18 protein-coding genes and 1 tRNA gene are annotated in these 22,501 nt (G+C 64.2%); 5 read left to right on the top strand and 14 right to left on the bottom strand.

The features are described 5' to 3' along the window. Positions 1–53: 53 nt before the first annotated feature. Positions 54–494, top strand: coding sequence for a helix-turn-helix domain-containing protein (locus K2O50_RS02725; protein ID WP_050703574.1), 441 nt, complete (start codon positions 54–56; stop codon positions 492–494). A 154-nt stretch (positions 495–648) separates the two neighbouring features. On the opposite strand, the gene K2O50_RS02720 is transcribed toward K2O50_RS02725, so the two are convergent. Then, positions 649–1,581 carry an NAD-dependent epimerase/dehydratase family protein gene (locus K2O50_RS02720; RefSeq protein ID WP_050703573.1) on the bottom strand — a complete coding sequence of 311 codons (933 nt, stop codon included), beginning with the start codon at positions 1,579–1,581 and terminating at the stop codon, positions 649–651. Beyond that, entirely contained in the window at positions 1,574–2,458 is an 885-nt protein-coding gene (locus K2O50_RS02715) for a sugar nucleotide-binding protein (RefSeq protein WP_028690262.1), read from the bottom strand. Before K2O50_RS02715 ends, K2O50_RS02720 begins: the two co-directional genes overlap by 8 nt. A 181-nt stretch (positions 2,459–2,639) precedes the next feature. On the opposite strand from K2O50_RS02715, the gene K2O50_RS02710 reads away from it, so the two are divergent. After that, the gene (locus K2O50_RS02710) at positions 2,640–3,479 is read left to right on the top strand and encodes an alpha/beta hydrolase (RefSeq protein WP_050703572.1); all 840 of its coding nucleotides are present in this window, start codon (positions 2,640–2,642) and stop codon (positions 3,477–3,479) included. Between the two features lie 149 nt (positions 3,480–3,628). Here the strand turns inward: K2O50_RS02710 and K2O50_RS02705 are convergent, their stop codons facing one another. Next, complete coding sequence (locus K2O50_RS02705; protein ID WP_050703571.1) at positions 3,629–4,441, bottom strand: helix-turn-helix transcriptional regulator; 813 nt, start codon at positions 4,439–4,441, stop codon at positions 3,629–3,631. Between the two features lie 181 nt (positions 4,442–4,622). On the opposite strand from K2O50_RS02705, the gene K2O50_RS02700 reads away from it, so the two are divergent. Together K2O50_RS02700 and K2O50_RS02695 are read left to right on the top strand one after the other, a co-directional pair. Next, positions 4,623–6,065 (top strand): sodium:alanine symporter family protein, encoded by a 1,443-nt coding sequence (locus tag K2O50_RS02700; protein ID WP_050703570.1) that lies wholly within the window; start codon positions 4,623–4,625, stop codon positions 6,063–6,065. A 218-nt stretch (positions 6,066–6,283) separates the two neighbouring features. Beyond that, on the top strand, positions 6,284–7,273 hold the full coding sequence (locus K2O50_RS02695; RefSeq protein WP_050703569.1) for an asparaginase: 990 nt from the start codon (positions 6,284–6,286) through the stop codon (positions 7,271–7,273). Between the two features lie 785 nt (positions 7,274–8,058). On the opposite strand, the gene K2O50_RS02690 is transcribed toward K2O50_RS02695, so the two are convergent. From K2O50_RS02690 to K2O50_RS02650, 9 genes are all read right to left on the bottom strand, one after another. Then, a complete protein-coding gene (locus K2O50_RS02690) occupies positions 8,059–9,084 on the bottom strand; it encodes an IS110 family transposase (protein WP_050707629.1) in 1,026 nt (341 codons plus the stop codon). A gap of 424 nt (positions 9,085–9,508) precedes the next feature. Beyond that, positions 9,509–9,604, bottom strand: a tRNA-Sec gene (locus K2O50_RS02685). 6 nt (positions 9,605–9,610) lie between these two features. Next, positions 9,611–11,533: a selenocysteine-specific translation elongation factor gene (gene selB, locus K2O50_RS02680; protein WP_050703568.1), complete on the bottom strand. Its 1,923-nt coding sequence runs from the start codon at positions 11,531–11,533 to the stop codon at positions 9,611–9,613. Beyond that, a complete protein-coding gene (selA, locus tag K2O50_RS02675; protein WP_050703567.1) occupies positions 11,530–12,957 on the bottom strand; it encodes an L-seryl-tRNA(Sec) selenium transferase in 1,428 nt (475 codons plus the stop codon). The genes selB and selA overlap by 4 nt, the downstream gene beginning before the upstream one ends. A gap of 162 nt (positions 12,958–13,119) precedes the next feature. Further along, a complete protein-coding gene (gene fdhE / locus K2O50_RS02670) occupies positions 13,120–14,040 on the bottom strand; it encodes a formate dehydrogenase accessory protein FdhE (protein WP_050703566.1) in 921 nt (306 codons plus the stop codon). Between the two features lie 4 nt (positions 14,041–14,044). Beyond that, on the bottom strand, positions 14,045–14,701 hold the full coding sequence (locus K2O50_RS02665) for a formate dehydrogenase subunit gamma (protein WP_050703565.1): 657 nt from the start codon (positions 14,699–14,701) through the stop codon (positions 14,045–14,047). Then, positions 14,698–15,648, bottom strand: coding sequence for a formate dehydrogenase subunit beta (gene fdxH, locus K2O50_RS02660; protein WP_050703564.1), 951 nt, complete (start codon positions 15,646–15,648; stop codon positions 14,698–14,700). The genes K2O50_RS02665 and fdxH overlap by 4 nt, the downstream gene beginning before the upstream one ends. Continuing rightward, entirely contained in the window at positions 15,648–18,716 is a 3,069-nt protein-coding gene (gene fdnG, locus K2O50_RS02655; protein ID WP_156329574.1) for a formate dehydrogenase-N subunit alpha, read from the bottom strand. Before fdnG ends, fdxH begins: the two co-directional genes overlap by 1 nt. A 153-nt stretch (positions 18,717–18,869) precedes the next feature. Continuing rightward, positions 18,870–19,739, bottom strand: coding sequence for a DMT family transporter (locus K2O50_RS02650; protein ID WP_050703561.1), 870 nt, complete (start codon positions 19,737–19,739; stop codon positions 18,870–18,872). Between the two features lie 193 nt (positions 19,740–19,932). Here K2O50_RS02650 and K2O50_RS02645 point away from each other — a divergent pair, with 193 nt between their 5' ends. Further along, positions 19,933–20,430, top strand: a complete 498-nt coding sequence (locus tag K2O50_RS02645; RefSeq protein WP_082337615.1) for a heme-binding protein — start codon at positions 19,933–19,935, stop codon at positions 20,428–20,430. 111 nt (positions 20,431–20,541) lie between these two features. Here K2O50_RS02645 and K2O50_RS02640 read toward each other — a convergent pair whose 3' ends face one another. Then, positions 20,542–21,087, bottom strand: a complete 546-nt coding sequence (locus tag K2O50_RS02640; RefSeq protein WP_028690243.1) for a single-stranded DNA-binding protein — start codon at positions 21,085–21,087, stop codon at positions 20,542–20,544. 9 nt (positions 21,088–21,096) lie between these two features. Beyond that, on the bottom strand, positions 21,097–22,491 hold the full coding sequence (locus K2O50_RS02635) for an MFS transporter (protein WP_050703560.1): 1,395 nt from the start codon (positions 22,489–22,491) through the stop codon (positions 21,097–21,099). Between the last annotated feature and the right edge of the window lie 10 nt (positions 22,492–22,501).

The raw sequence follows: 22,501 nt of genomic DNA, 5'->3' as shown, positions 1-22,501 counted from the left end.
TCTAGCAAAGGTGGTTTTATTCTGCAACCAGATAAACACCCAAGGATCGCGCCATGCTCGACGAGAACAACCAGCAATGCCCTGTGGCCCGCGCCTTGGAGGTGCTCGGCGACCGCTGGGCGCTGATGATCCTGCGCGATGCCTTTGACGGCCTGCGCCGCTTCAGCGAATTGCAGAAGAACCTGGGGCTAGCGAAGAACATCCTCGCTTCGCGCTTGAAGCTGCTGGTCGAGGCTGAACTGCTGGTGCAGCAGCCGGCCTCGGATGGCAGTGCCTACAAGGAATATGTGCTGACCGAACGGGGGCGCTCGGTGTTTCCGATCGTGATTGGCTTGCGCCAGTGGGGGGAGCGCTACCTGTTCACGGAGGGGGAGTCACGCTCGCAGCTGGTCGATGATCGTGGCCAAGGGCTGGAGACGCTGCAGGTGCGGGCCCGGGATGGGCGGGAGGTGCGACCGGAGGATTGCCGGCGGCGGGTGGTCCGGCATTCGTGATACCTGCTCCACCTGCCATGCACGATCCTGTAGGAGCGGCCTTGTGCCGCGAAAGGGCTGCAAAGCAGCCCTGGCAGTGTCGCGGGATTAGCATAATTGGGGCCGCTTCGCGCCCCTTTCGCGGCACAAGGCCGCTCCTACATGCAATAGAGGGTCAGACCTTGCCAAGCAACCGCGCCAGCCCCTCGACGAACGGCGTCGGCTCAGGGAACGCGAAGCGCGCAAGCAGGCGCGAATTGTCCGCCCGCGAATGGCGGATATCGCCCGAACGGGCCTGGCCGTAGCTGACCGCCGGCAAACCGCCCACCACCTGCTCCAGCGCCTTGAGCAACTGGTTCAGCGAAGTCGCCTGGTTCAGGCCGATATTCACCGCGCCCTCTTCCACCACCGGCTGCTCAAGCGCCTGCACCATCACCTGGACCAGATCGCCGACGAACAGGAAGTCGCGGGTCTGCTCGCCATCACCGAACACGGTGATCGGCGTACCCCGGGTGGCGCGCTCGCAGAAGATGCTGATCACCCCCGAATACGGCGAGGAAGGATCCTGGCGCGGCCCGAAGATATTGAAGAAGCGGAACACCACCGGCTCCAGCCCATGCTGGCGACGGTAGAAGTCCAGGTACTGCTCGCTGGCCAGCTTGTCCACCGCATAGGGGGTCAGCGGTGCCTTGGGCGTGTCCTCGGCAATCGACTGGCCCTCGCCATTGTTGCCGTACACCGCCGCGCTGGAGGCGAACAGCACGCGGCGGATGCCGTTCAGGCGCATCGCCTCGCAGACATTGAGCGTGCCGATGAAGTTGCTCTGGTGGGTCTTCACCGGATTTTCCACCGAGGCCTGCACCGAGGCCACCGCGGCCAGGTGCACCACCGCCTGGCAACCACCGGCGGCACGGGCCACCAGGGCGGCGTCGGCGACATCGCCCTCAAGCAGTTCCAGGCGTGGATGGCCGAGTTGCAGGTTGCTGCGCTTGCCGGTCGACAGGTCGTCGAGGATACGCACCGCGTAGCCTTTCTCCAGCAACGCATCGCACAGGTGGGAGCCAATGAAGCCGGCACCGCCGGTGATCAGGATGGGGGCGTCAGCCATGTCGGTAGAATCGGTCCAGTAAGGGCGGCAAGCCGGCGCGCCAGGCGCGGGGCTTGATGCCGAAGGTGTGAAGGATCTTCTTGCAGGCCAGCACCGCGTGCTGCGGCTCTTCGCTGGCATCCGGGCGGGCGGCGTGGGCCTGGGCGGTTGGCGCCTGCACGGCCAGCTTGCGCCACTGGGTGGCCTCGGTGAGGATCGCCTGGCCGAGCACCAGCGGCGTGGTGGCCTCGTTGCCAGCATAGTGGTAGGTGCCCCACAGCGGCGCCTGGCAATCGAGTTGCTTGAGTACCGATAGGATCACCCGCGCGGCGTCGTCCACCGGCGTCGGGTTGCCGCGTCGGTCATCGGCCAGCAGCAGTTCCTGGGGCTGTTCGGCGCGGGTCAGGAAGCGCCCGAGCGCGCCGTCGATACTTTCGTCCAGCAGCCAGCCGAAGCGCAGCAGCACATGCTGCGGGCAGGTGGCGCGCACACTCTGCTCGATGCGCCAGAGCGCCTGGCCGCGCAGGCCGAGCGGCACCGGCTCGTCCTTCTCGCTGTAGGCGGTGGCGCGCGAGCCATCGAACACACGGTAGCTGGACGGTTGCACAAGGATCATCTCGTGGTGCTGGCACAGTTCGGCGAGCCGCTCCACCGCCCGCTCCTGCTGGGCCAGACGTTGCTCGCTGACGGACTCGGCCTGGAACCAGTCGAAATAATAGGCCAGGTTGACCACGGCGTGCGGGCGTTGCTCGTCGAGCAGCAGGGTCAGGCTGGCCGGATCCCAGCCGTTTTCCGGCGGGCGAGGCGCCAGGAAGGCGATGTCTTCCTCGGCCCCGAGACGAATCAGCGCTTGCCCGAGGGCATTGCCACCACCCAACAGCATCAGGCGCATACGCATAGAGTCAACAGGTCCGGTCTGGTCGATGGAGGAAAGGGTTCATTTTGCTGTTTCCGGCAGGGGAAGTCCAACCCAGGCAAGGCCTGGCGCGCGCCGCGTGGCGATTGGCACCGGTCGGGGCGGTATTCCGCCTTTGCCGACAGCTACTTATACTGCGCCAGGCCTGTTCAAGGAGATCAACATGGATGCCGAACTGAACACTGCGCAACGCGCCAGATGGCAATTCGACGAGCCCGCGCCCGGCCCGGAGCGGTTCATCGACGAGGATTTCGCCGACTATCGCCAGCAGGCGCGCCTGCTGCTGCCGGACGCCGAGCGTGCCCCCACGGTATTCGTGGTCGGCGGCGCACGCTCCGACTTCACCCGCCTCAACCCGTTGCTCTACCGCCTCCAGCAGCAGGGTATCGGCTCGTTGACCGGCAACCTGTCCGGCCACAGCCTGGCCAGCGAACCAGGGGCCAAGGACGCCTCGTTGGACATAAACCTGCAGGAGGCCCTGCGCTTTCACCGGCATCTTGACGCGCGCAGCGACACCCTGGTCGGCCATAGCCTGGGCGCCGCCATCGCCTTGAAGCTGGCCGCCCAGCGCCCCACCGTGCGCAAGCTGGTGCTGATCTGCCCGGCGGTCTACCCGGACGCGGCCCATGCCGCGCCCTTCGGGCCGGCCTTCAGCGAGGCCATCCGCAAGCCTTTTGCCTTCCTCGACTGCGACAGCTACGCCTTCCTGCGCCAGTTCCAGGGCCGGGTGCTACTGGTGATCGGCGAATACGACGGGCTCAACTCCAGGGTCCACGGCCAGGAGCCCGGCACCTCGGCCGGTACCCGGCGGCTGGCGGGCGTCGAGCGCTACAGCCCGATTCCCGAGGAGGTCACCCACGCCTTGCTGCGCTCGGTGCCCGCGCCCCATGTGGAATGCCTGATGCTGACCGACTGCGACCACGGCATCGCCGCGCACCTGCGCGACCGGCCGGAGGTGGCGGACCAGGTGGCCGATACGGTGGCGGCGTTCATTCTCGATTGAAGTGGGTCGAAGACTGCTGTACTTGCGTGGGAGCGGGCTTGCCCCGCGATAGCGTCCGATCGGGCGACCTCGTTGGTCGTGCTGACGCCATCGCGGGGCAAGCCCGCTCCCACGCATCAATGCGCAATCAATGCGACATCAATTATGGCTCACTCGATCTCGAACAACCCGTTGCTGACCATCCCCGCGCTCAGCCGGTCACGGATGTCGTCATCGATACGCGGATCGTCCGGGCGGTACAGCTTGATCTGCCGGTAGGCGTTGATGCGGTTGATCTCCTCACCCAGGTATTCCCACACCACCCGGGTACACGCCGGATTGCGCCGGTCACCGCTGGATACGCCAGTCTTGAGGCCGTTCAGACGGCTGATGCGGCTCTTGAAGCTGGGGATGAGAATCGTCTGGCTCATCTCGTTGAAGGTGAGCGACTCGTAGTCGATCAGGAACATCCGGTCCTGCAGCTGGAACGCCGCGCCCAGGTAGCGGCAACGTACCTCGGCGTGCTGGTCGAGGCCACTGCTGCGCTCCTGGCGTTCCTGGCGCTCGAACAAAAAGCTGCCGCGCTCCTCCCACAGGTGCACCAGCGACACCAGGATCGAGCCCGGCACCGACATGCAGTTGGAGTATTCGAAGTAGTAGCCGCAGTAGCGCGACAGGTTGCCGGCTTCTTTATGCAGCGGCTTGAACAATTCGCTGATCGGGTCGTCCTGGGGACCGACACGCTGTTCCTGGTTGCGTGCGCCGATCAAGCGGGCGAACTGTTCCGCCGGCAGACCCAGCTCGTAATCCTCGACACCGAAGAAGTCGCCGATGCGCTTGAGGTTGTAGGCCGTCGGACGGCTCTGGCCGCTCAGGTACTTGTTGAACTGCGCGCGATTGATCGACAGCTGCCGGCAAACCTCGGAGATAGAGCGGTAGTGGCTGCAGGCCAATTTGAGGTTGGTAGCGAAGTGATCGCCCATGATGCGTGGGTCCGGATGATGCGAGTGACGCCATTCTAGCATCAAGTCGCACCAAAATGGAGCAACCCGCGAAATTGTAACCACAGTTGTCATAGCCAACCATGCGCCCCCAATGAATAGCGGTGCGCCTGCCGCCCGCTGGTCTTTCCACGCGAAGAATAAGAATCGAGGTCATTTTCCAATGCTCGAAGCACTCAACGATTTCCTTTCGGGGAAGCTTCTCATCGTGCTGATTGTCGGTCTCGGCAGTTACTTCACGATCCGCTCGCGGTTCGTCCAGTTCCGCCATTTCGGCCACATGTTCGGTGTCTTCAAGGAATCCCTTCGCGGCCAGGCAGGCCAACTGAGCTCGTTCCAGGCCCTGATGCTGAGCCTGGCCGGTCGCGTCGGCGCCGGTAACATCGCCGGTGTCGGTATCGCCGTGACCCTCGGCGGTCCGGGCGCCGTGTTCTGGATGTGGGTCACCGCGCTGGTGGGCATGTCCAGCAGCTTCTTCGAGTGCACCCTGGCCCAGGTCTACAAGCGCGCCGATGGCGATGGTCTGTACCGCGGCGGCCCGGCGTACTACATCCAGCACGGCCTGAAGCTGAAAAGCATGGCGATCGTGTTCTCGATCCTGCTGCTGGTCACCTACGGCTTCGCCTTCATCGGCCTGCAGTCGTACACCGTGACCCACTCGCTGCAGAACGCCTTTGCCTTCGATCCGAAACACACCGGTATCGTCCTGGCAGCCCTGCTGGCCCTGACCTTCATCGGCGGCATCAAGCGCATTGCCGCGGTGTCCGACCTGCTGGTACCGGTCAAGACCCTGGCCTACATCGGCGTGACCCTGTACGTGATCGGCACCCAGATCGAACACGTCCCGGCCATGCTGGAAACCATCTTCAAGAGCGCCTTCGGTCTCGACCCTGCGTTCGCTGGCCTGCTGGGCAGCGCCATCGTCATGGGCGTGAAGCGTGGCGTGTTCGCCAACGAAGCAGGCCTGGGCAGCGCGCCGAACGTCGCCGCCGTGGCCGCCGTGAAACACCCTGGCGCCCAGGGCGTGGTCCAGGCGTTCAGCGTGTTCCTCGACACCTTCGTGATCTGCACCTGCACCGCGCTGCTGATCCTGCTGTCGGGCTTCTACACCCCGGGCTTCGAAGGTGACGGCATCGTCCTGACCCAGAACTCGCTGGCCGCCGTGGTCGGTGACTGGGGCCGTGTGTTCGTCAGCGTCGCGCTGTCGCTGTTCGTCTTCACCTGCATTCTCTACAACTACTACCTGGGCGAGAACAGCCTGCAGTTCCTCAGCCGCAACCGCGCCGTGCTGATGACCTTCCGCGGCCTGGTGCTGGCGCTGGTGGTGTGGGGTTCGACGCAGGACCTGTCGACCGTGTTCGCCTTCGCCGACATCACCATGACCTGCCTGGCGTTCGTCAACCTGATCGCCCTGGCCATGCTGTTCAAGGTCGGCCTGCGCGTCATGCGCGACTACGACGCACAGCGCAAGGCCGGTATCAAGCAGCCGGTGTTCGACTCCAGCAAGTTCACCGACCTGGACCTGGACCGTGCCGCCTGGCCGGCCAATCCGCAGGCTGAAACAGCCACTGACAAAGCTGCCGTTCAGGCGCACGCTCAGCGCTGATATTCTCCCCTGCCCCAGCCGCCCCGTTCGTGGGCGGCTGACTCTTCTTTCGCGCGGCTTCATACGAAAAGTCGCCGAGCGGCGATCAGGCAAGGCGAAAACAGGCGAGGAAGCGGAGTTGACGGGTTGTCAATGAGCATTCCGAGCCTGTTTTCAACGCAGCCTGATCGTCGCGCAGGCACTTTTCGTACGAAGCCACATCGCTACGGAATGCTCCCATGCGTCCAGTCAAGAATCTTCTCGTCCTTTACACCGGTGGCACCATCGGCATGCTGCAGACCGCCGAAGGCCTCGCGCCGGCCGGTGGCTTCGAAGCGCGCATGCGTGACCACTTCGCCAGCTGCGGCGATGCGCCGAAGGTGCACTGGTCGCTGCGTGAGCTGAACCCGCTGATCGACAGCGCCAACATGCAACAGGCCAACTGGCTGGCGATGCGCGACGCCATCGTCGAGGCGGTCGAGCGTGACGGCCACGATGGCGTGCTGGTGCTGCATGGCACCGATACTTTGGCCTACAGCGCCGCGGCCCTGTCGTTCCTGCTGCTGGGTTTGCCGGCGCCGGTGCTGTTGACCGGTTCCATGCTGCCGGCCGGCGCGCCGGACAGCGATGCCTGGGCCAACCTTGTCGGAGCCCTGAACCTGTTCGAAAACGGCCTGGAGGACGGCGTGCAGCTGTACTTCCACCGTCAGCTGCTACACGGCTGCCGCGCTTCGAAGCTGCGCAGCGAGGCGTTCGACGCCTTCACCGTGCTCCCGCGCCATCGCGAGAGCGAGCACGCGCCTGAGCTGCCGACCCGCCTGGACTACCGCCAGCCACGCCAGCCGGTCAAACTGGCGGTCATGCCGGTGTTCCCGGGCCTGGCCGCCGAACATCTGCGTGGCCTGTTCGACAGCGGTATCCAGGGGCTGGTGCTGGAGTGCTACGGCAGTGGTACCGGGCCGTCCGACGACCAGGCGCTGCTCGACGTGCTGCACGACGCGCGCCAGGGTGGGGTGATGATCGTTGCCATCAGCCAGTGTCCGGAAGGTTCGGTGGTGTTCGACACCTATGCCGCTGGCAGCCGGCTGCGTGACACCGGGCTGGTCAGTGGCGGTGGCATGACCCGCGAGGCCGCGCTGGGCAAGCTGTTTGCGCTGCTCGGCGCGGGGCTGGATGTGCAGGCGGCGGAGCATTGGTTCGCGCTGGACCTTTGTGGTGAGCGCGCTTAAGCGCATTGATCTTCCGAACGCCATACGGGCTGGCTTTGGCTTTGGCTTTGGCTTTGGCTTTGGCGATCAGAAGATTAACGCCATAGCCAACTAGCGACAGCTGCGTCAGCCCAGGCGCCGCCCGTACCTTCGCGACTTCAGGAGGCCGAACGCAGGTCTTGCGGAGGGAGGTGACGGGCATGGATGCCCGTCAAGCGCTGCGCCCCAGGATGGGGCGTTCAGCGCGGTCCTCCCGGGAGCAAGGCCGGAGTGAGGGAACCCGGAGCGAAGCGGAGGGCCGGATGAATGGAGCGAGGATTTTTTGGTTCCTTTTTGATCCTTCAAAAAGGAACTCGCCGTAAGGGCGAAAAGGTGACTATGCGTCGACATCGCAAATGAATGCACCTACAACTATTAATACCAGCACTGACCGACTTTGACTTTGACTTTTAGAGCATGTGTTTTGAAAGTTATATGCGCATTCATTTGCGATGGTGACGCATAGTCACCTTTCCGCCCTTACGGCGGCTCACTTTTTGAAGGATCAAAATCTATGGTCACCCCGTTTTCTGCAATACTGTTCATCAGATGAAATGGATGGCTTGCGTAAATCTATCCGGCGTCTGATGGGCTCGTATCCGCCCGCGCCACGATGAGCGTTCGCACCTGACAATCCTTAAAAAGTAAGCGGCTTCCAAGAGCCATTTTTGATCCCAGGATCATCGTCAGGCCGATCGGCCGTTTGTTTCATCTGTTGTACAGCTATCGCAAAACCTGATGGTGAAACACGGTGCAGCACTACGGGGTCAGGCGTTCATGGCGCCTGGCTCCGTTTTATATTGCGTGTGCCGAGTGGTAATGGCCCAAGCGATGCGTGCCAGTTTGTTGGCCAACGCGCAGGCCACCACGTTGGAGTGACGTCGAGCGAGCAGTGAGCGCACCCAATCGGCTAATGGGCCTTTCTGGTACTTCAAACGCATCAGGTAAACCCGTGCGCATTGCACCAGCAAGCGTCGAAGGTTCTTGTCGCCGCGCTTGCTAATCCCCAGCAAATTCTGTCTGCCACCGGTACTGTACTGACGGGGCACCAGACCTACAGAGGCCGCAAAGTCCCGGCTACTGCCGTATTGCTGGCCATCGCCCATTTCCACAGCCAGCAGGCTGGCGGTGATCGGTCCGACACACGGAATACTCAGCAAACGACTACCCAGATCATCGTCAGTCAGCTGGCTCACCAGCTCTTCGTCCAACAACTTGATCTGCTCGCTCAGGTAGACGAAATGCTCATGTAGCCGCTGCAACAATGCGACAAGACGTACAGGCAAGTCGTGCTCTTCAAGCACAGAAGCGAGGCGTTTGACCACTGCCAGTCCGGTCGGCAGGCTGACGCCGAATTCGAGCAGGAACCCATGCATCTGGTTCACCGTCTTGGTTCGGTCGCGGATCAATGATTCACGCATCCGATGAGAAACAGAGAGCGTTTGCTGCTCAGGCGATTTTGGCGTCACAAAGCGCATGGAAGGCCGGGAAGCAGCTTCGCAGATGGCTTGCGCATCAACGAAGTCGTTTTTGTTGCTCTTGACGAAAGGCTTAACAAACTGAGGCGAGATCAGCTTGGCTTCATGCCCCATCGCCGTGAGTTCTCGAGCCAGATAGTGCGAACCGGCACAGGCCTCCATCACCACCGTGCAGGGAGGATGATTGGCCAGAAACCGCATCATCTGCAGCCTTGAGCACTTCTTGCGCGATACCTCTTTGCCGAACTTGTCCTGGGCATGCAGGTGGAAGGTATGTTTGCCGATGTCGATGCCGATCAGTGTCACGGTGCTCATGATGACGGTCTCCGAAGAAAAAACACCCTGCGAAAGCGTACGCCTCGCAGGGTGCCGGGGTGACCATCTCATTAAGTAAGCAAAAAATCCTCGCTCCATTCATCCGGCCCCTACGCTTCGCTCCGGGGTTCCCTCGCTCCGTTCTTGCTCCCGGGAGGACCGCGCTGAACGCCCCATCCTGGGGCGCAGCGCTTGACGGGCATCCATGCCCGTCACCTCCCTCCGCAAGAACTCCGCTCGGCCTCCTGAAGTCGCAATTGGCGTCGCCTGAACTACCGCGCACTTAGAAGCAAGATCAAGATCAAGATCAAGAGATACGAATTGATTCGAAGATCGACAGATATACTAAGTGCTTCAAATGGGACAAGAAAGATATCCCACTACATGCAAGTTATCGTAACCCACAAGATTTAAACGAAGAAATTGGCGGAAGGCAGCGGGAGTCGAACCTGCCCGGGAACGGCTGCCGTCCCCAACCGGGTTTGAAGCCCGGCCGCGCCACCGGGCGCGATTGCCTTCCTTGAAATCAGGGCCCGTGTTGCGACTGGGCCAGGGCGCTGTCGACGCGAATATGCCGTTGGTCACCGACCCGCCGGGTCAGACCAACGCGGTCGAAGTACTCGAGTATCTGCACACTGCGCTTGCGACCGATGCACAACATATCGCGAAACGCCGCAACCTGCACTATCGGCGATGCCTCGGCCTGCTGCAACAACAGCTCTGCCATGCGCCTTAGCGTCACCTCCGGGTAGAACAGGTCACGCACCACCTGGTGCAACAGGCCCAGGCGGGCGAGCTTGCGCAGCAGCAGCCGCACCTCGGCCTCCTCGCAGCGCTCCTCGGCAGCCAGCGTACGCACCCAGGGCGGATCGAACTCACCCGCCAGCAAGCGCGGCAGCAAGCGCTCCCACAGCGCGGTATCGGCTTCGCTCAACTGAACCTTGTGCCCAGGCAGATGCAGCCACGGACCACTGCTGCTAATCCCCCCTTCACCCAACAACTCATCCAGCAGGCTGACAAACGCCGGACGCTCCAGCGGCATCGCGGTAAAACGGCGCAGGCGGTCGCGGTCCGGACCGAGCTGGTCGGGCTCCTGCTCGTGGAACTGCGCCAGCCTCGCCAGCACCTGCTGCTTGAGTGAATGCCACTGCTGGCGTGAGAACAGCAATTGGCCCTGGCGGGTGGCAATTACCTGTACATCCTCCGGCAACTGCCAGGTCTCGCGCAGACGGTTGAACTGGCGCTCGAGCCGCTGCGGGTCGAGCCCGCCCGGTGCCGTCTCGAGCAACGCCGGCAAGGCCTGCTCCAGTTCAGTGGCATCACGCAGTACCTGCAGCTGGCGCAGGCGCGCCTCGCTGCGACGCTGTCGGCTCGGCGCAAAGGGATCGAGCACGCGGCCACCGCCGAGTGTGCGCTGGGCGCGCTGGTCGCGCAGTACCAGGCGATCGCCATGCACCGCCTGCAACGGCGCGTTGAGCAGCAACTGGGCGAACATGCGCTGGCCGGCGCCGAGCCGTTCACCCTCCAACAACGCAACACGGGCCGTGACATCCTGGGTCCCCAGGTGCACATGCACCGCGCTGAAATGTTCGAATGTCCGGGTCTCGCCCGGCAGCAAGGTGAAATCGATATCGACCCGCACGCTCGGTGCATGCAGCCACTGCGGCACCAGCCAGTCGCCCCGGTGCACCTGCTCTGCCGCCAGCCGTTCAGCGCTGATGTTCAACGCGACCCGCTGCCCGGCCTCGGCCACCAGCGCCGCCTGGTTCTGCGCATGCAGGCCACGCACCCGCACCGGCTTGCCGGCCTTGCCCAGCAACAGCGTGTCGCCGGCGCTGACCTGCCCGGCCAGGGCCGTCCCGGTGACCACCACGCCCGCCCCGGACACCGCGAAGGCGCGGTCCACGGCCAGGCGGAATCCGCCCCGCACACTGCGTCGACGCACCTGTGCCTCGGCGGCCAGCAACGCTTCGCGCAAAGCGTCGATCCCCTCGCCGCTCAGGCTCGACACCGGGAACTGCGCTACCCCGGCATATGGCCCGGGCGCCAGCAACGCCGTGACCTGCGCCTGGACTTCGGCCAGCCGCTGCGGCTCGACCCGGTCGCACTTGCTGATGACCACCAGCGCCTGGGGAATACCCAGCAACTCGATGATCGACAGGTGCTCGCGGGTCTGCGGCATCACCCCGTCGTCGGCGGCGACCACCAGCAGCACCAGATCGATGCCATGGGCGCCGGCGAGCATGTTGTGGATAAAACGCTCATGGCCGGGCACATCGATGAAACCCGTCAGCGGAGCACCTTCGGCCAGTGCCGCATAGCGGTAGCCGAGGTCGATGGTCATGCCCCGGGCACGCTCCTCCTGGCGCGTGTCGCCGGCCTGGCCGGTCAGGGCCTGGAGCAGCGCGGTCTTGCCATGATCGATGTGGCCGGCGGTACCGACGATCACTGCACCGGCCCCAACTGCAACGCCGGCAGTTGCGCCAGCCACTGGGCCTCGTCGTCCAGCTGGCGCAGGTCGAGCCACAGGGCATCGTCGTCGATGCGGCCCAGTACCGGCACCGGTAGGTCGCGCAGCGCCCGCTCCAGCACATGCAGGCTGCGCCCACGCAGTTTCTTCGACACCTGCGCACGCATGCACAAGGCCGCGCTGGGTAGGCGCGCCACGGGCTGGCTGCCGCTGCCGATCATGCCCAGGGCCGGTTCGACGCTGACCGTCCATTGCGTACCCAGCCTAGCGGCCAGTTCAGGCGCCAGGCGCTCGGCCTGGGCGGCGATCTCGGGCTGGGGCCGGGTGAGCAGGCGCAGACTCGGCAGGCGCTCAGCCAGACGGTCCGGATTACGGTACAGCGCCAACACGGCTTCGAGTGCCGCAAGGGTGATCTTGTCCACCCGCAGGGCACGCTTGAGCGGGTTCTTCTTGATCTTCGCGATCAGCTCCTTGCGCCCGACGATGATCCCCGCCTGCGGCCCACCGAGCAGTTTGTCGCCACTGAAGGTGACGATGTCGGCACCATCGGCCAGGGCCTGGCGCACGGTCGGCTCGGCCGGCAGGCCCCAGCGGGTCAGGTCGAGCAGGCTGCCGCTGCCCAGGTCTTCAAGCAGCGGCAACGCATGTGCATGGGCGATGCGCGCCAGTTCCGCAGTGGGCACCTGGGTAGTGAAACCCTGGATGCTGTAGTTGCTGCAGTGCACACGCATCAGCAGGCCCGTGCGCGGGTTGATCGCGCCCTCGTAGTCGCGGGCATGGGTGCGGTTGGTGGTGCCGATCTCGTGCAGCTTCACCCCCGCGCGGGCCATGATGTCGGGGATGCGGAAGGCGCCGCCGATCTCGATCAGCTCGCCCCGGGAGATGATCCCTTCCTTGCGCGCGCCCAGGCTATTGAGCGCCAGCAACACGGCGGCGGCGTTGTTGTTGACCACGGTGACGGCCTCGGCGCCGGTCAGTTCGCGGATCAGGCCTTCGATCAGGTCGTCGCGGTCGCCGCGCTTGCCGGTGTTGAGGTCGAACTCCAGGTTCAGCGGGTAGCGGGCGGCGGTTTGCATGGCGTCGATCGCTTCTTCGGGCAGCAAGGCCCGACCGAGGTTGGTGTGCAGCACCGTGCCGGTGAGGTTGAACACCCGGCGCACCTGGCTGCGCTGCTGGATGGCCAGGCGTTCGCCGGCTCGACCCAGGAGGACTTCGGCGGTCAGTTCGGTGGCACTCAGTTGACCGAGGCGAGCTGACTCGCGCAGGTCGTCGAGCAGCTGGCGCAGGGTGGCCAGCGTGGCGTCACGACCGTGGCGGTCGATCAGTGGAGCGCAGGCTGGGTGGCGCAGCAGGGTGTCGATGGAAGGCAAGCGTGGGGTGTCGCTGGCGAGGGTTGAAGACATTCGGTACTACCTATGACTGATCCGTTGTCTGTTCCGGCCCTTTCGCGGGGCAAGCCCGCTCCTACAGGAGACACGTTGGCGTCGTAACCAGCGCTGCACCTGTAGGAGCGGGCTTGTCCCGCGAAGAAGGCGACTCGGTGTAGCAGTGTAGACAATTACCCCCTAGCCCGGCGCCAGCAGCAGGTTCGGCGCCAGCCGATGGAAACCCTCCTCGTCCAGGCGCATGTCCAGCGCCAGGCTCGCCAGGTCATCGGCCAACGGCTCGGCCGCGGCGTCATTCTCCAGGTAGCACTGCTTGAGGTAGCTCTGGCACCCCGGGCAGCACTCGGCGCGCAGCGGCGCCTTGCCCGGTGCGTGGCGGTCATCCTCAAGGTTGCTGTAGCGCAGGTCCTTGCTCGACTCGCAGTACACGCACTTGACCCGCACCACATGCCATTCGCAGGCACACAGCGAGCAGGCCAGGTAGCGCAGGCCATTGTGCTTGCCACGGTTACGCACTACCCCGGCCATGGCCGGCGATCCACAGGCTGGGCACTGGGCCAGGCTGCCGGCGGGCTTGAGCTCAGGCGCAGGCAAGGCCAGCAGCCAGCTGGACCACGCCGCCTGCAACGCGGCGCCGATAAAGGGCACCAGCGCCGCCGGCACTGCGTCGTACTGGCCACCGAGCAGGGCGATAGCCCAGCCCTTGCGCTGGGCATCGTCGCTGCCACGCAACGCATCCAGCGCCTCGGCCAGTGGCCCGTCGGATTCGGCCTCGAAGCGCTTGAGCAACGCCTGCAACCAGACCAACCAAGGCCCTTCACGCACCAGGCTGTCGGCCGCCAGGGGCGGCAGCCCATGACTTATACACAAGCGCTGGCGCTCTTCGGCCACTGGTAAGTCCGCAGGCGGGTTATCCACAAGCTGCTGCTGAATCCGACACAGCCGAGCCATCAGCCGCAGGTAGTCACCCAGGGCATTACCCTCGGCCAGGTACTCCAGCCGCGTGGCGCGGACCTCGTAGAGGTTGGCGGGGGGCAGGTGCAGGAACGGCGGCATCACTGCCGACGCTTCGATCTGCCCAGGTTCAAGAATCGTGCTCAAACGGTCATCCTTCTTTTCCACCGTGGTTGTTCGGCGTCTTGTCGCCGGTCACTTCCCGGTACCACAGTTCATGGTGCTTGCGTGCCCAGGCGCGGCTGACCCAGCCATGCAGCATGGCGCCGATCGAGCCCTTGATCCAGATCCCTGCGTAGATGTGCACGATGATGCTGAGGATCAGCACGAACGCCGCCAGGGCATGCAGCAGCGCGGACAGGCGAATGACGTCGATGCCGAACCAATGGCTGAAGTACGCGCGCCAGATCACCACGCCGCTGACCAGCAGTACCAGCATGCAGGCCAGCAAGGTCCAGAACAGCAGCTTCTGCCCGGCGTTGTACTTGCCGATCGGCGGCACGCCCTCTTCCTTGTTGAGCATCACCCGGTCGATGCGGCGCAGCCACAGGCGGTCGTTGGCGGTGATGAAGTTGGCGCGCCAGAAGCGCAGCACCAACCCGAGAAAGAACACGAACATGCCCACACCGATGAACGGGTGGAGAATCCGCGTCCACGGCCCGCCGCCGAACAGGTGGCTGAGCCAGAACAGCGCCGGGTGGAACAGCGCCAGCCCCGAGAGGCCGGCGAGCACGAACAGGATCGCCACGACCCAGTGGTTGCTCCGCTCGTTGGCGTTGTAGCGCAGGATAGGCTTGTTGTCGTTCATGGCCGCTGCTCCCCCTGCCCGCCCGGGCGGTTCGGATCATAGACATGCACCGCCGGGTCCACCTGGTGGACAGTGTTATCCACAGGCGCCGGGTGTTCGTCCTCCTCGACCCGTTGCGGACCCACGCGTACATAGTGGAAGAACCCGGCCAGCACCGCCGCGCCCATGGCCAGCAGCGCCAGCGGCTTGCTGAAGCCCTTCCACAGCCCCACCAACGGGCTGATCACCGGTTGGTCCGGCAGGCCGGCGTAGATCCGCGGCGTGTCGGCGTGGTGCAGCACGTACATCACGTGGGTGCCGCCGACGCCATCCGGATCGTACAGCCCGGCGTTCTCGTACCCCCGCGACTTCAGGTCGACGATGCGCTCGTCGGCATGCACCTTCATCTCCTCCTTGCTGCCGAAGACGATCGCCCCGGTCGGGCAGGTCTTCACGCAGGCCGGCTCCAGGCCCACGCTCACGCGGTCGGAACACAGGGTGCACTTGTAGGCCTTGTGGTCCTTCTGCGAGATGCGCGGGATGTTGAACGGGCAGCCGGTAATGCAGTAGCCGCAACCGATGCAGTGGTCCTGGTTGAAGTCGACGATACCGTTGGCGTGCTTGATGATCGCCCCCGGGCTCGGGCAGGCCTTCAGGCAACCTGGCTCGGCGCAGTGCATGCAGCCGTCCTTGCGGATCAACCACTCCAGGTTGCCGTCGTCGCGCTCGTGCTCGGTGAAGCGCATCAGGGTCCAGGTCTCGGCGCTGAGGTCCTGGGGGTTGTCGTAGGTGCCGTGGTTGTGGCCGACCTCGTCACGCAGTTCGTTCCACTCCGAGCACGCCACCTGGCAGGCCTTGCAGCCAATGCACTTGGTGGTGTCGATCAGCTTGGCGACTTCCTGCTGCTGGCGTACCGAGGGCGGTACGGTGGTGGTGGCCGAGCGGGCGATGATGTCTTGGCTGGCCATCAGAGTTTCTCCACTTTGACGAGGAACGACTTGGACTCCGGCGTCTGCGTATTGCCATCACCGAGGAACGGCACCAGGGTGTTGGTCAGGAAGCCGTGCCGAGTGCTGCCGGTGAAGCCCCAGTGCAACGGGATGCCGATCTGGTGCACGGTCTGGTTGTTGACCTGCAGCGGACGGATCCGCTTGGTCACCACCGCCACCGCGTCGATATAGCCGCGCTTGCTCGACACCCTTACCCGGTCGCCGGCCTTGATGCCCTTCTCGTTTGCCAGCACCTCGCCGATCTCGACGAACTGCTCGGGCTGGGCAATGGCATTGAGCCGGCAATGCTTGCTCCAGAAGTGGAAGTGCTCGGTCAGCCGGTAGGTGGTCGCCGCATGGGGGAACTCGTCGTGCGTGCCGAGGGTGTCCCACACCGAATCGAAGATCCGTCCGGCCGGATTGCTGGTGGCCTTCTTGTTCTGCGGATGCAGCGGGTTGATACCGATGGGTGTCTCGAACGGCTCGTAGTGCTCGGGGAACGGCCCCTCGGCCATCTTGTCGATGGCGAAGAACCGCGCCACGCCCTCGGGGTTCATGATGAACGGGTTCATCCCCGCTTCCGGTGGCGAATCGACCTTGAAGTCCGGCACGTCGGTGCCGGTCCAGGCCTTGCCGTTCCACCACACCAGGCGTTTCTTCTCCGGGTCCCACGGCTTGCCTTGCGGGTCGCTGGAGGCGCGGTTGTAGAGGATCCGCCGGTTGGCCGGCCAGGCCCAGGCCCAGTTCTGCACCTGGTGCATGCCGTACGGGTCGCTGTTGTCGCGCCGGGCCATCTGGTTGCCCTGCTCGGTCCAGCAGCCGGCGAAGATCCAGCAGCCCGACGCAGTGCTGCCGTCGTCCTTCATCTGGGCGAAACCGGCCAGTTGCTGACCGGCCTTGAGCGTGGCGCCGGTGGCGTCGGTGAGGTCGCTGACCGCCCAGCCGTTCATCTCCTTGGCCAGCTCTTCGGGCGAAGGCTCTTCCGGGACCTTGTACGGCCAGCTGAGGTTGAGCAGGGGGTCGGGGTAGGCGCCGCCTTCGGCCTGATAACGCTTGCGCAGGCGCAGGAACAGCTCGCTCATGATGTGCACGTCGGTGCGGGTCTCGCCCGGGCCGTCGGCGCCCTTCCAGTGCCACTGCAGCCAGCGGCTGCTGTTGACCAGCGAGCCGTCTTCCTCGGCGAAGCAGGTGGTGGGCAGGCGGATCACCTCGGTCTGGATATTGGCCGTGTCGACGTCGTTGAACGCGCCAGCGTTGCGCCAGAACTCCGAGGTCTCGGTGGCCAGCGGGTCCATGATCACCAGCCACTTGAGCTTGGCCAGGGCCGCGGTGACGCGGTTCTTGTCCGGCAGCGCGGCGATCGGGTTGAAGCCCTGGCACATGTAGCCGTTGACCTTGCCCTGGCCCATCATCTCGAACATACGCAGCACGTCGTAGGCCGGCACATCGAGCTTGGGCAGCCAGTCGTAGCCCCAGTTGTTGGCGGCGGTGGCGTTGGCGCCGTACCAGGCCTTCATCAGGCTGACGTGGAACTTGCCATAGTTCTGCCAGTACGACAGCTGCCCCGGTCGCAGCGGCTTGGAGGCGCGCTTGTCGATGTAGGCGGCGTAGTCCTGCTCGGCGTCTCCGGCCAGCGTGAGGTAGCCCGGCAGCGAGTTCGACAGCAGCCCCAGGTCGGTCAGGCCCTGGATGTTGGAATGCCCGCGCAGGGCGTTGACCCCGCCCCCCGGCATGCCGACGTTGCCCAGCAGCAACTGCACCATCGCCGCGCTGCGGATGATCTGCGCGCCGATGGAGTGCTGGGTCCAGCCCAGGGCGTAGAGGATCGTCATGGTCTTGCCCGGCACCGAGCAGGTGGCGATCTCTTCCCAGATCTTCATCATCTGGTCCTGGGGCATGCCGCAGGTCATGCTCGCCAGTTCCGGCGTGTAACGGCTGTAGTGCTGCTTCATCAGCTGGTAGACGCAACGCGGGTGCTGCAGGGTCGGGTCGACCTTGGCGAAACCGTCCTCGCCCAGCTCGTAGCCCCAGCCGGACTTGTCGGCGTACACGCGCTTGGCCGCGTCATAGCCGCTGAACAGTCCGTCCTCGAAGCCATAGTTCTCTTTGACGATGAACGACACGTCGGTGTAGTTGCGCACGTACTCGTGCTGGATCTTGTCGTTGCTCAGCAGGTAGTTGATCAGCCCGCCCATGAAGGCGATGTCGCTGCCGGTGCGGATTGGCGCGTAGTAATCGGCCACCGAGGCGGTACGGGTAAACCGCGGGTCGACCACGATCAGCCGCGCCTTGTTGTGCGCCTTGGCTTCGGTCACCCACTTGAAGCCGCACGGGTGCGCTTCAGCGGCGTTGCCGCCCATCACCAGGACCAGGTTTGCGTTGGCGATGTCAGACCAGTGATTGGTCATCGCGCCACGGCCATACGTCGGGGCAAGACTTGCCACCGTCGGGCCGTGTCAGACACGCGCCTGGTTATCGAACCCCAGCATGCCCAGCGAACGGATCACCTTGTGCGTCATGTAGCCCGCTTCGCTGGAAGCGGCGGACGCGGCGAGAAAGCCCGTGGTGAGCCAGCGGTTGACCGTCTGACCCTGGGCGTTCTTCTCGATGAAGTTGGCGTCGCGGTCCTGTTTCATCAGGTCGGCGACGCGGTCGAGGGCTTCGTCCCATTCGATGCGGGTCCACTCGTTGCTGCCCGGCTTGCGCACCTCGGGGTACTTGAGGCGGCTGGGGCTGTGGATGAAGTCCAGCAGGCCGGCGCCTTTCGGGCACAGGGTGCCGCGGTTGACCGGATGGTCCGCGTCGCCCTCGATGTGGATGATGTTCTGTTTGACGTTCTTGCCCGCGTCACCCTGGCTGTACATGATCAGGCCGCAGCCGACCGAGCAATAAGGGCAGGTGTTACGGGTTTCTTTGGTATGCGCCAGCTTGAAGTGGCGCACCTGCTCGGCGAACGCGGGTGTCGGGGCCATGCCCAACGCCGCAAGGCTCGAGCCTCCAAGGCCGACGGCGGCGACCTTGAAGAATTGCCGACGGTTGAGATCCATCGTGCACTCCTGATCAGGTTCTCGGGCGCGCGGGACTTGGCCGGCGCCTCAGGGACTTCACGGTGACGGTGGACAGACACCGCCAACTGTTAAGCCTAGTCAAGAATCTGCAAAGCGCGATGATCTGGATCAGGCTCAGGGCATTTCGCCGCTTCATCCATACAGATGCAGGAGGACAGCGCCCACCAACACCAGGATCACCCCGACGACCTGCAGCAGGGACAGGCGCTCGCGGTAGAACAGGAAGCCGAGAATCGCGGCAATGCCTCCGGACAAGGTGCTGATCACCGTGACGACCGCAATCGAGCCATGCAACGCGCCCCAGGAAAACGCCGAGAAGCCTCCCAGGTTGAAAAGGCTGGCACCACACAAGGTGCCCCAGGTCTTGAGCCTGACCGTAACCTGGTCTCGAAGCATTCGCAGCGCCTCAGGCAGCAGGAACAGAACCCCTACTCCGTAGCCCAGCGCCAGCATGTTCACCGGCCCCAGCACTGGCAGTGCGTACTTGCCCTGGACCCAGAAGCTGACGCCATACAGCAGCGCCGCCAGCAGGGCGAAGCCGACCGACAGACGACCGCCCGCATGCGTTTGCCCACTGCCGCCCTTTGCCTCACGGCTGGCCAGGACCACACCCAAGAAGCAGGTCAGCAACCCGAAGATCTGCCAGGTGCCCAGCGCCTCGCCGCCCAGCCAGGCGAGCAGCGTGGTGAACACGCCATAGGAAGTCACCAGCGGCGCCACCACCGAGGTCTTGCCGATCGCGAACGCCTTCGAAAGCGCCAATGCGCCGCTCAAGGTACATAGCGCCGCCAGGCAGGCGAGCAGCAGCACGCTCGCTGGAGCCGCGACCATCTTGGTGAGTTGCAGGGAAGATACGGCAATGATGAGCCCCATCAACAACAGGCCCAACAACTGTCCGAAGAATACCGCCCGCCTTACGCCAACCGCCCGGGCATTCATGCCGACCAGAAAGTCGGTGGCTCCCCAAAGTACAGCCGCCAGCAGTCCCATGAGCACATCCATGTCTCGGTTCCTGAATGGGAGGAGCGTGACGATAGCCATCGTCACGTCCAAAGTTCAAGCCACATGACGGCATTCAAGAACAGCATTACGTCGGCAATTGCGCGCTCCTACGTCGCTATCGGAAACGTACTACGTCGCGAAATATCCTGTGCCTGTTAGGTTAACGGGCCACACATGGACGAGGCTCACGGGCATGAATATCAAGTACCTTTTGACCACCCTCTTGATTGGCACTTCGGTGTTCCTTCAACCCACCGTAGCGGCGACGGCAGACAATGTTCACACGCCTCCCACCACCCAGCAGATCACAACCGAGCGCGCGCGGAGCATGGCCGATGCCGCAGAACGTGCCGCCCGTGCCCAAGGCTTTGCCATCGTCATCAGCATCGTCGACAACCATGGCAACCTGAAGTACTTCCACCGCATGGATGGCACCAGCAGCGGCAGCATCCAGGTCGCGCAGCTCAAGGCAGAGACATCCGCCCGCTTCCCTCTGTCGACCCGCTCGCTCGGCGAGCGCAGCACCGCGCTGCCGGCCAATCCCTACGCCTCGCTCCCCGGGTTCACCCTGCTGGAAGGCGGCCTGCCGATCATGGACGCGAACGGCAGGCATATCGGCGGCATCGGTATCAGCGGAGCAACGCCGGAACTGGACGCCCAATTTGCCAGAACGGCACTCGAAGAAGGCTGACGCCTTGTCAGAGCACCGGCTTCAGACAAAAAGAAACCCGCTTCAGGTATGAAGCGGGTTTCTTGTTTCAGCTCTGTTTCGCTGGGGCACCGTTGGCGCCCCCAGGAAGTATCAGAACGGAATATCGTCGTCGAAGCTGTCGAAGTCAGCGGCTGGCTGCGGAGCCGGCTGTTGCGGCGCCGGGCGCTGTGGCGCCTGCTGCGGACGTGGGGCCTGCTGGCGCGGAGCCTGGTTGTACTGCTGCTGGCCACCCTGGTTGTAGTTGTTACCACCACCTTGGTTGTATTGGTCGCCACCACCCTGCTGACCCTGCGGACGACCGCCAAGCAACTGCATGGTGCCGTTGATGTCGACGATGATCTCGGTGGTGTAGCGCTTGATGCCGTCCTTTTCCCACTCGCGGGTCTGCAGCTTGCCTTCGATGTAGCACTGCGAACCCTTGCGCAGGTACTCGCCGGCAATCTCGGCGACCTTGCCGAACAGCGACACACGGTGCCACTCGGTACGCTCGACCTTCTGGCCCGACTGCTTGTCGGTCCACTGCTCGCTGGTGGCCAGGCTCAGGTTGGTCACGGCGTTACCGTTGGGCAGGTAGCGGACTTCGGGATCCTGACCGCAGGTACCGACCAGAATGACTTTGTTAACCCCACGGGCCATAACGTTCTCCTAGGCTTCGCACGCCGCAGAGGCTGGGTTCACCAGACGCTCGAGGGTCGCACGGTCCAAAATTTTCGTATCCAGTTTGATATAGATGGCGGCTTCTTCTGCCACCACCACGGCGTCGGTCACACCCGGCACGGCCATCAGGCGCTCGGTCAGCCCGGCTTCCCGGACCGCTTCCGGCGTCAGCGGCATGCGCAGGCTGGTCACGTACGGCGGCTCGTTCATGCGCAACGCAGTGAGCAACCACAGGACGCACAACACGGCACATCCCAGGAACACCATGCTCAAGCCACCGTGCTGGAACAACCAGCCACCGAGGATGCCTCCCAGCGCGGCGCCGAGGAACTGGCTGGTGGAGTACACCCCCATCGCCGTCCCCTTGCCACCGGCAGGCGACACCTTGCTGACCAGCGAAGGCAAGGATGCCTCCAGCAGGTTGAATGCAGTAAAGAATACCACGGTGCCGATCACCAGTCCGCGCAAGTTGTCAGCCCACTGCCAGAAGAACACCTCCACCAGCAGCAGGACACTGACCGCGCCGAGCAACACGCGTTTCATCTTGCGCTTCTTTTCCCCGTAGATGATGAAGGGGATCATTGCAAAAAATGAAACCAGCAAGGCGGTCAGGTACACCCACCAGTGCTGTTCCTTGGGCAGCCCGCCGCGCTCGACGAAGGCCAGGGGCAGCGCCACGAAGCTGGCCATCAGGATCGCGTGCAGCACGAAGATGCTGATATCCAGGCGCAGAAGGTCCGGATTGCGCAGGGTCGGACCGAGGGCCTGACGGGCGACACCGGACTCGCGGTGGGTCAACACAGTGTGCGAGTTGGGCACGACGAAGGCGATCAGGCCGATGCCGACCAGGGCAAGTCCTGCGGTGGCAAGGAACAATCCTGACAAGCCAAAGGCGCGGGTCAACAGCGGGCCGACCACCATCGCCACGGCGAACGACAGGCCGATGCTCATGCCGATCATGGCCATCGCCTTGGTCCGGTGCTGCTCACGGGTCAGGTCGGACAACAACGCCATCACCGCCGCGGAAATCGCCCCCGCCCCCTGCAGGATGCGTCCGGCGATCACGCCCCAGATGGAATCGGCCTGGGCCGCCAGCACGCTGCCCAGGGCGAAGATGATCAACCCCACGTAGATCACCGGACGGCGGCCGATGCGGTCGGAAATCACCCCGAACGGAATCTGCAGCACGGCCTGGGTCAGGCCGTAGGCACCGATGGCCAGACCGATCAGCGCAGGCGTGGCGCCGGCCAGGTCCATGCCGTAGGTGGCCAGCACCGGCAGTACCATGAACATGCCCAGCATACGAAAGGCGAAGACCAGGGCCAGGCCGCTGGCGGCGCGGGTTTCGCTGCCACTCATGCGCTCGTTGTGGGTGTCGTGCATGGATTAACCT

It is taken from the genome of Pseudomonas sp. 2hn (assembly GCF_019646095.1).
In the GTDB taxonomy this organism is placed as follows: Bacteria; Pseudomonadota; Gammaproteobacteria; order Pseudomonadales; family Pseudomonadaceae; genus Aquipseudomonas; species Aquipseudomonas peradeniyensis.
Note: the sequence above shows the minus strand (reverse complement) of the source record. Positions and strands in the feature narration are given on the sequence as shown.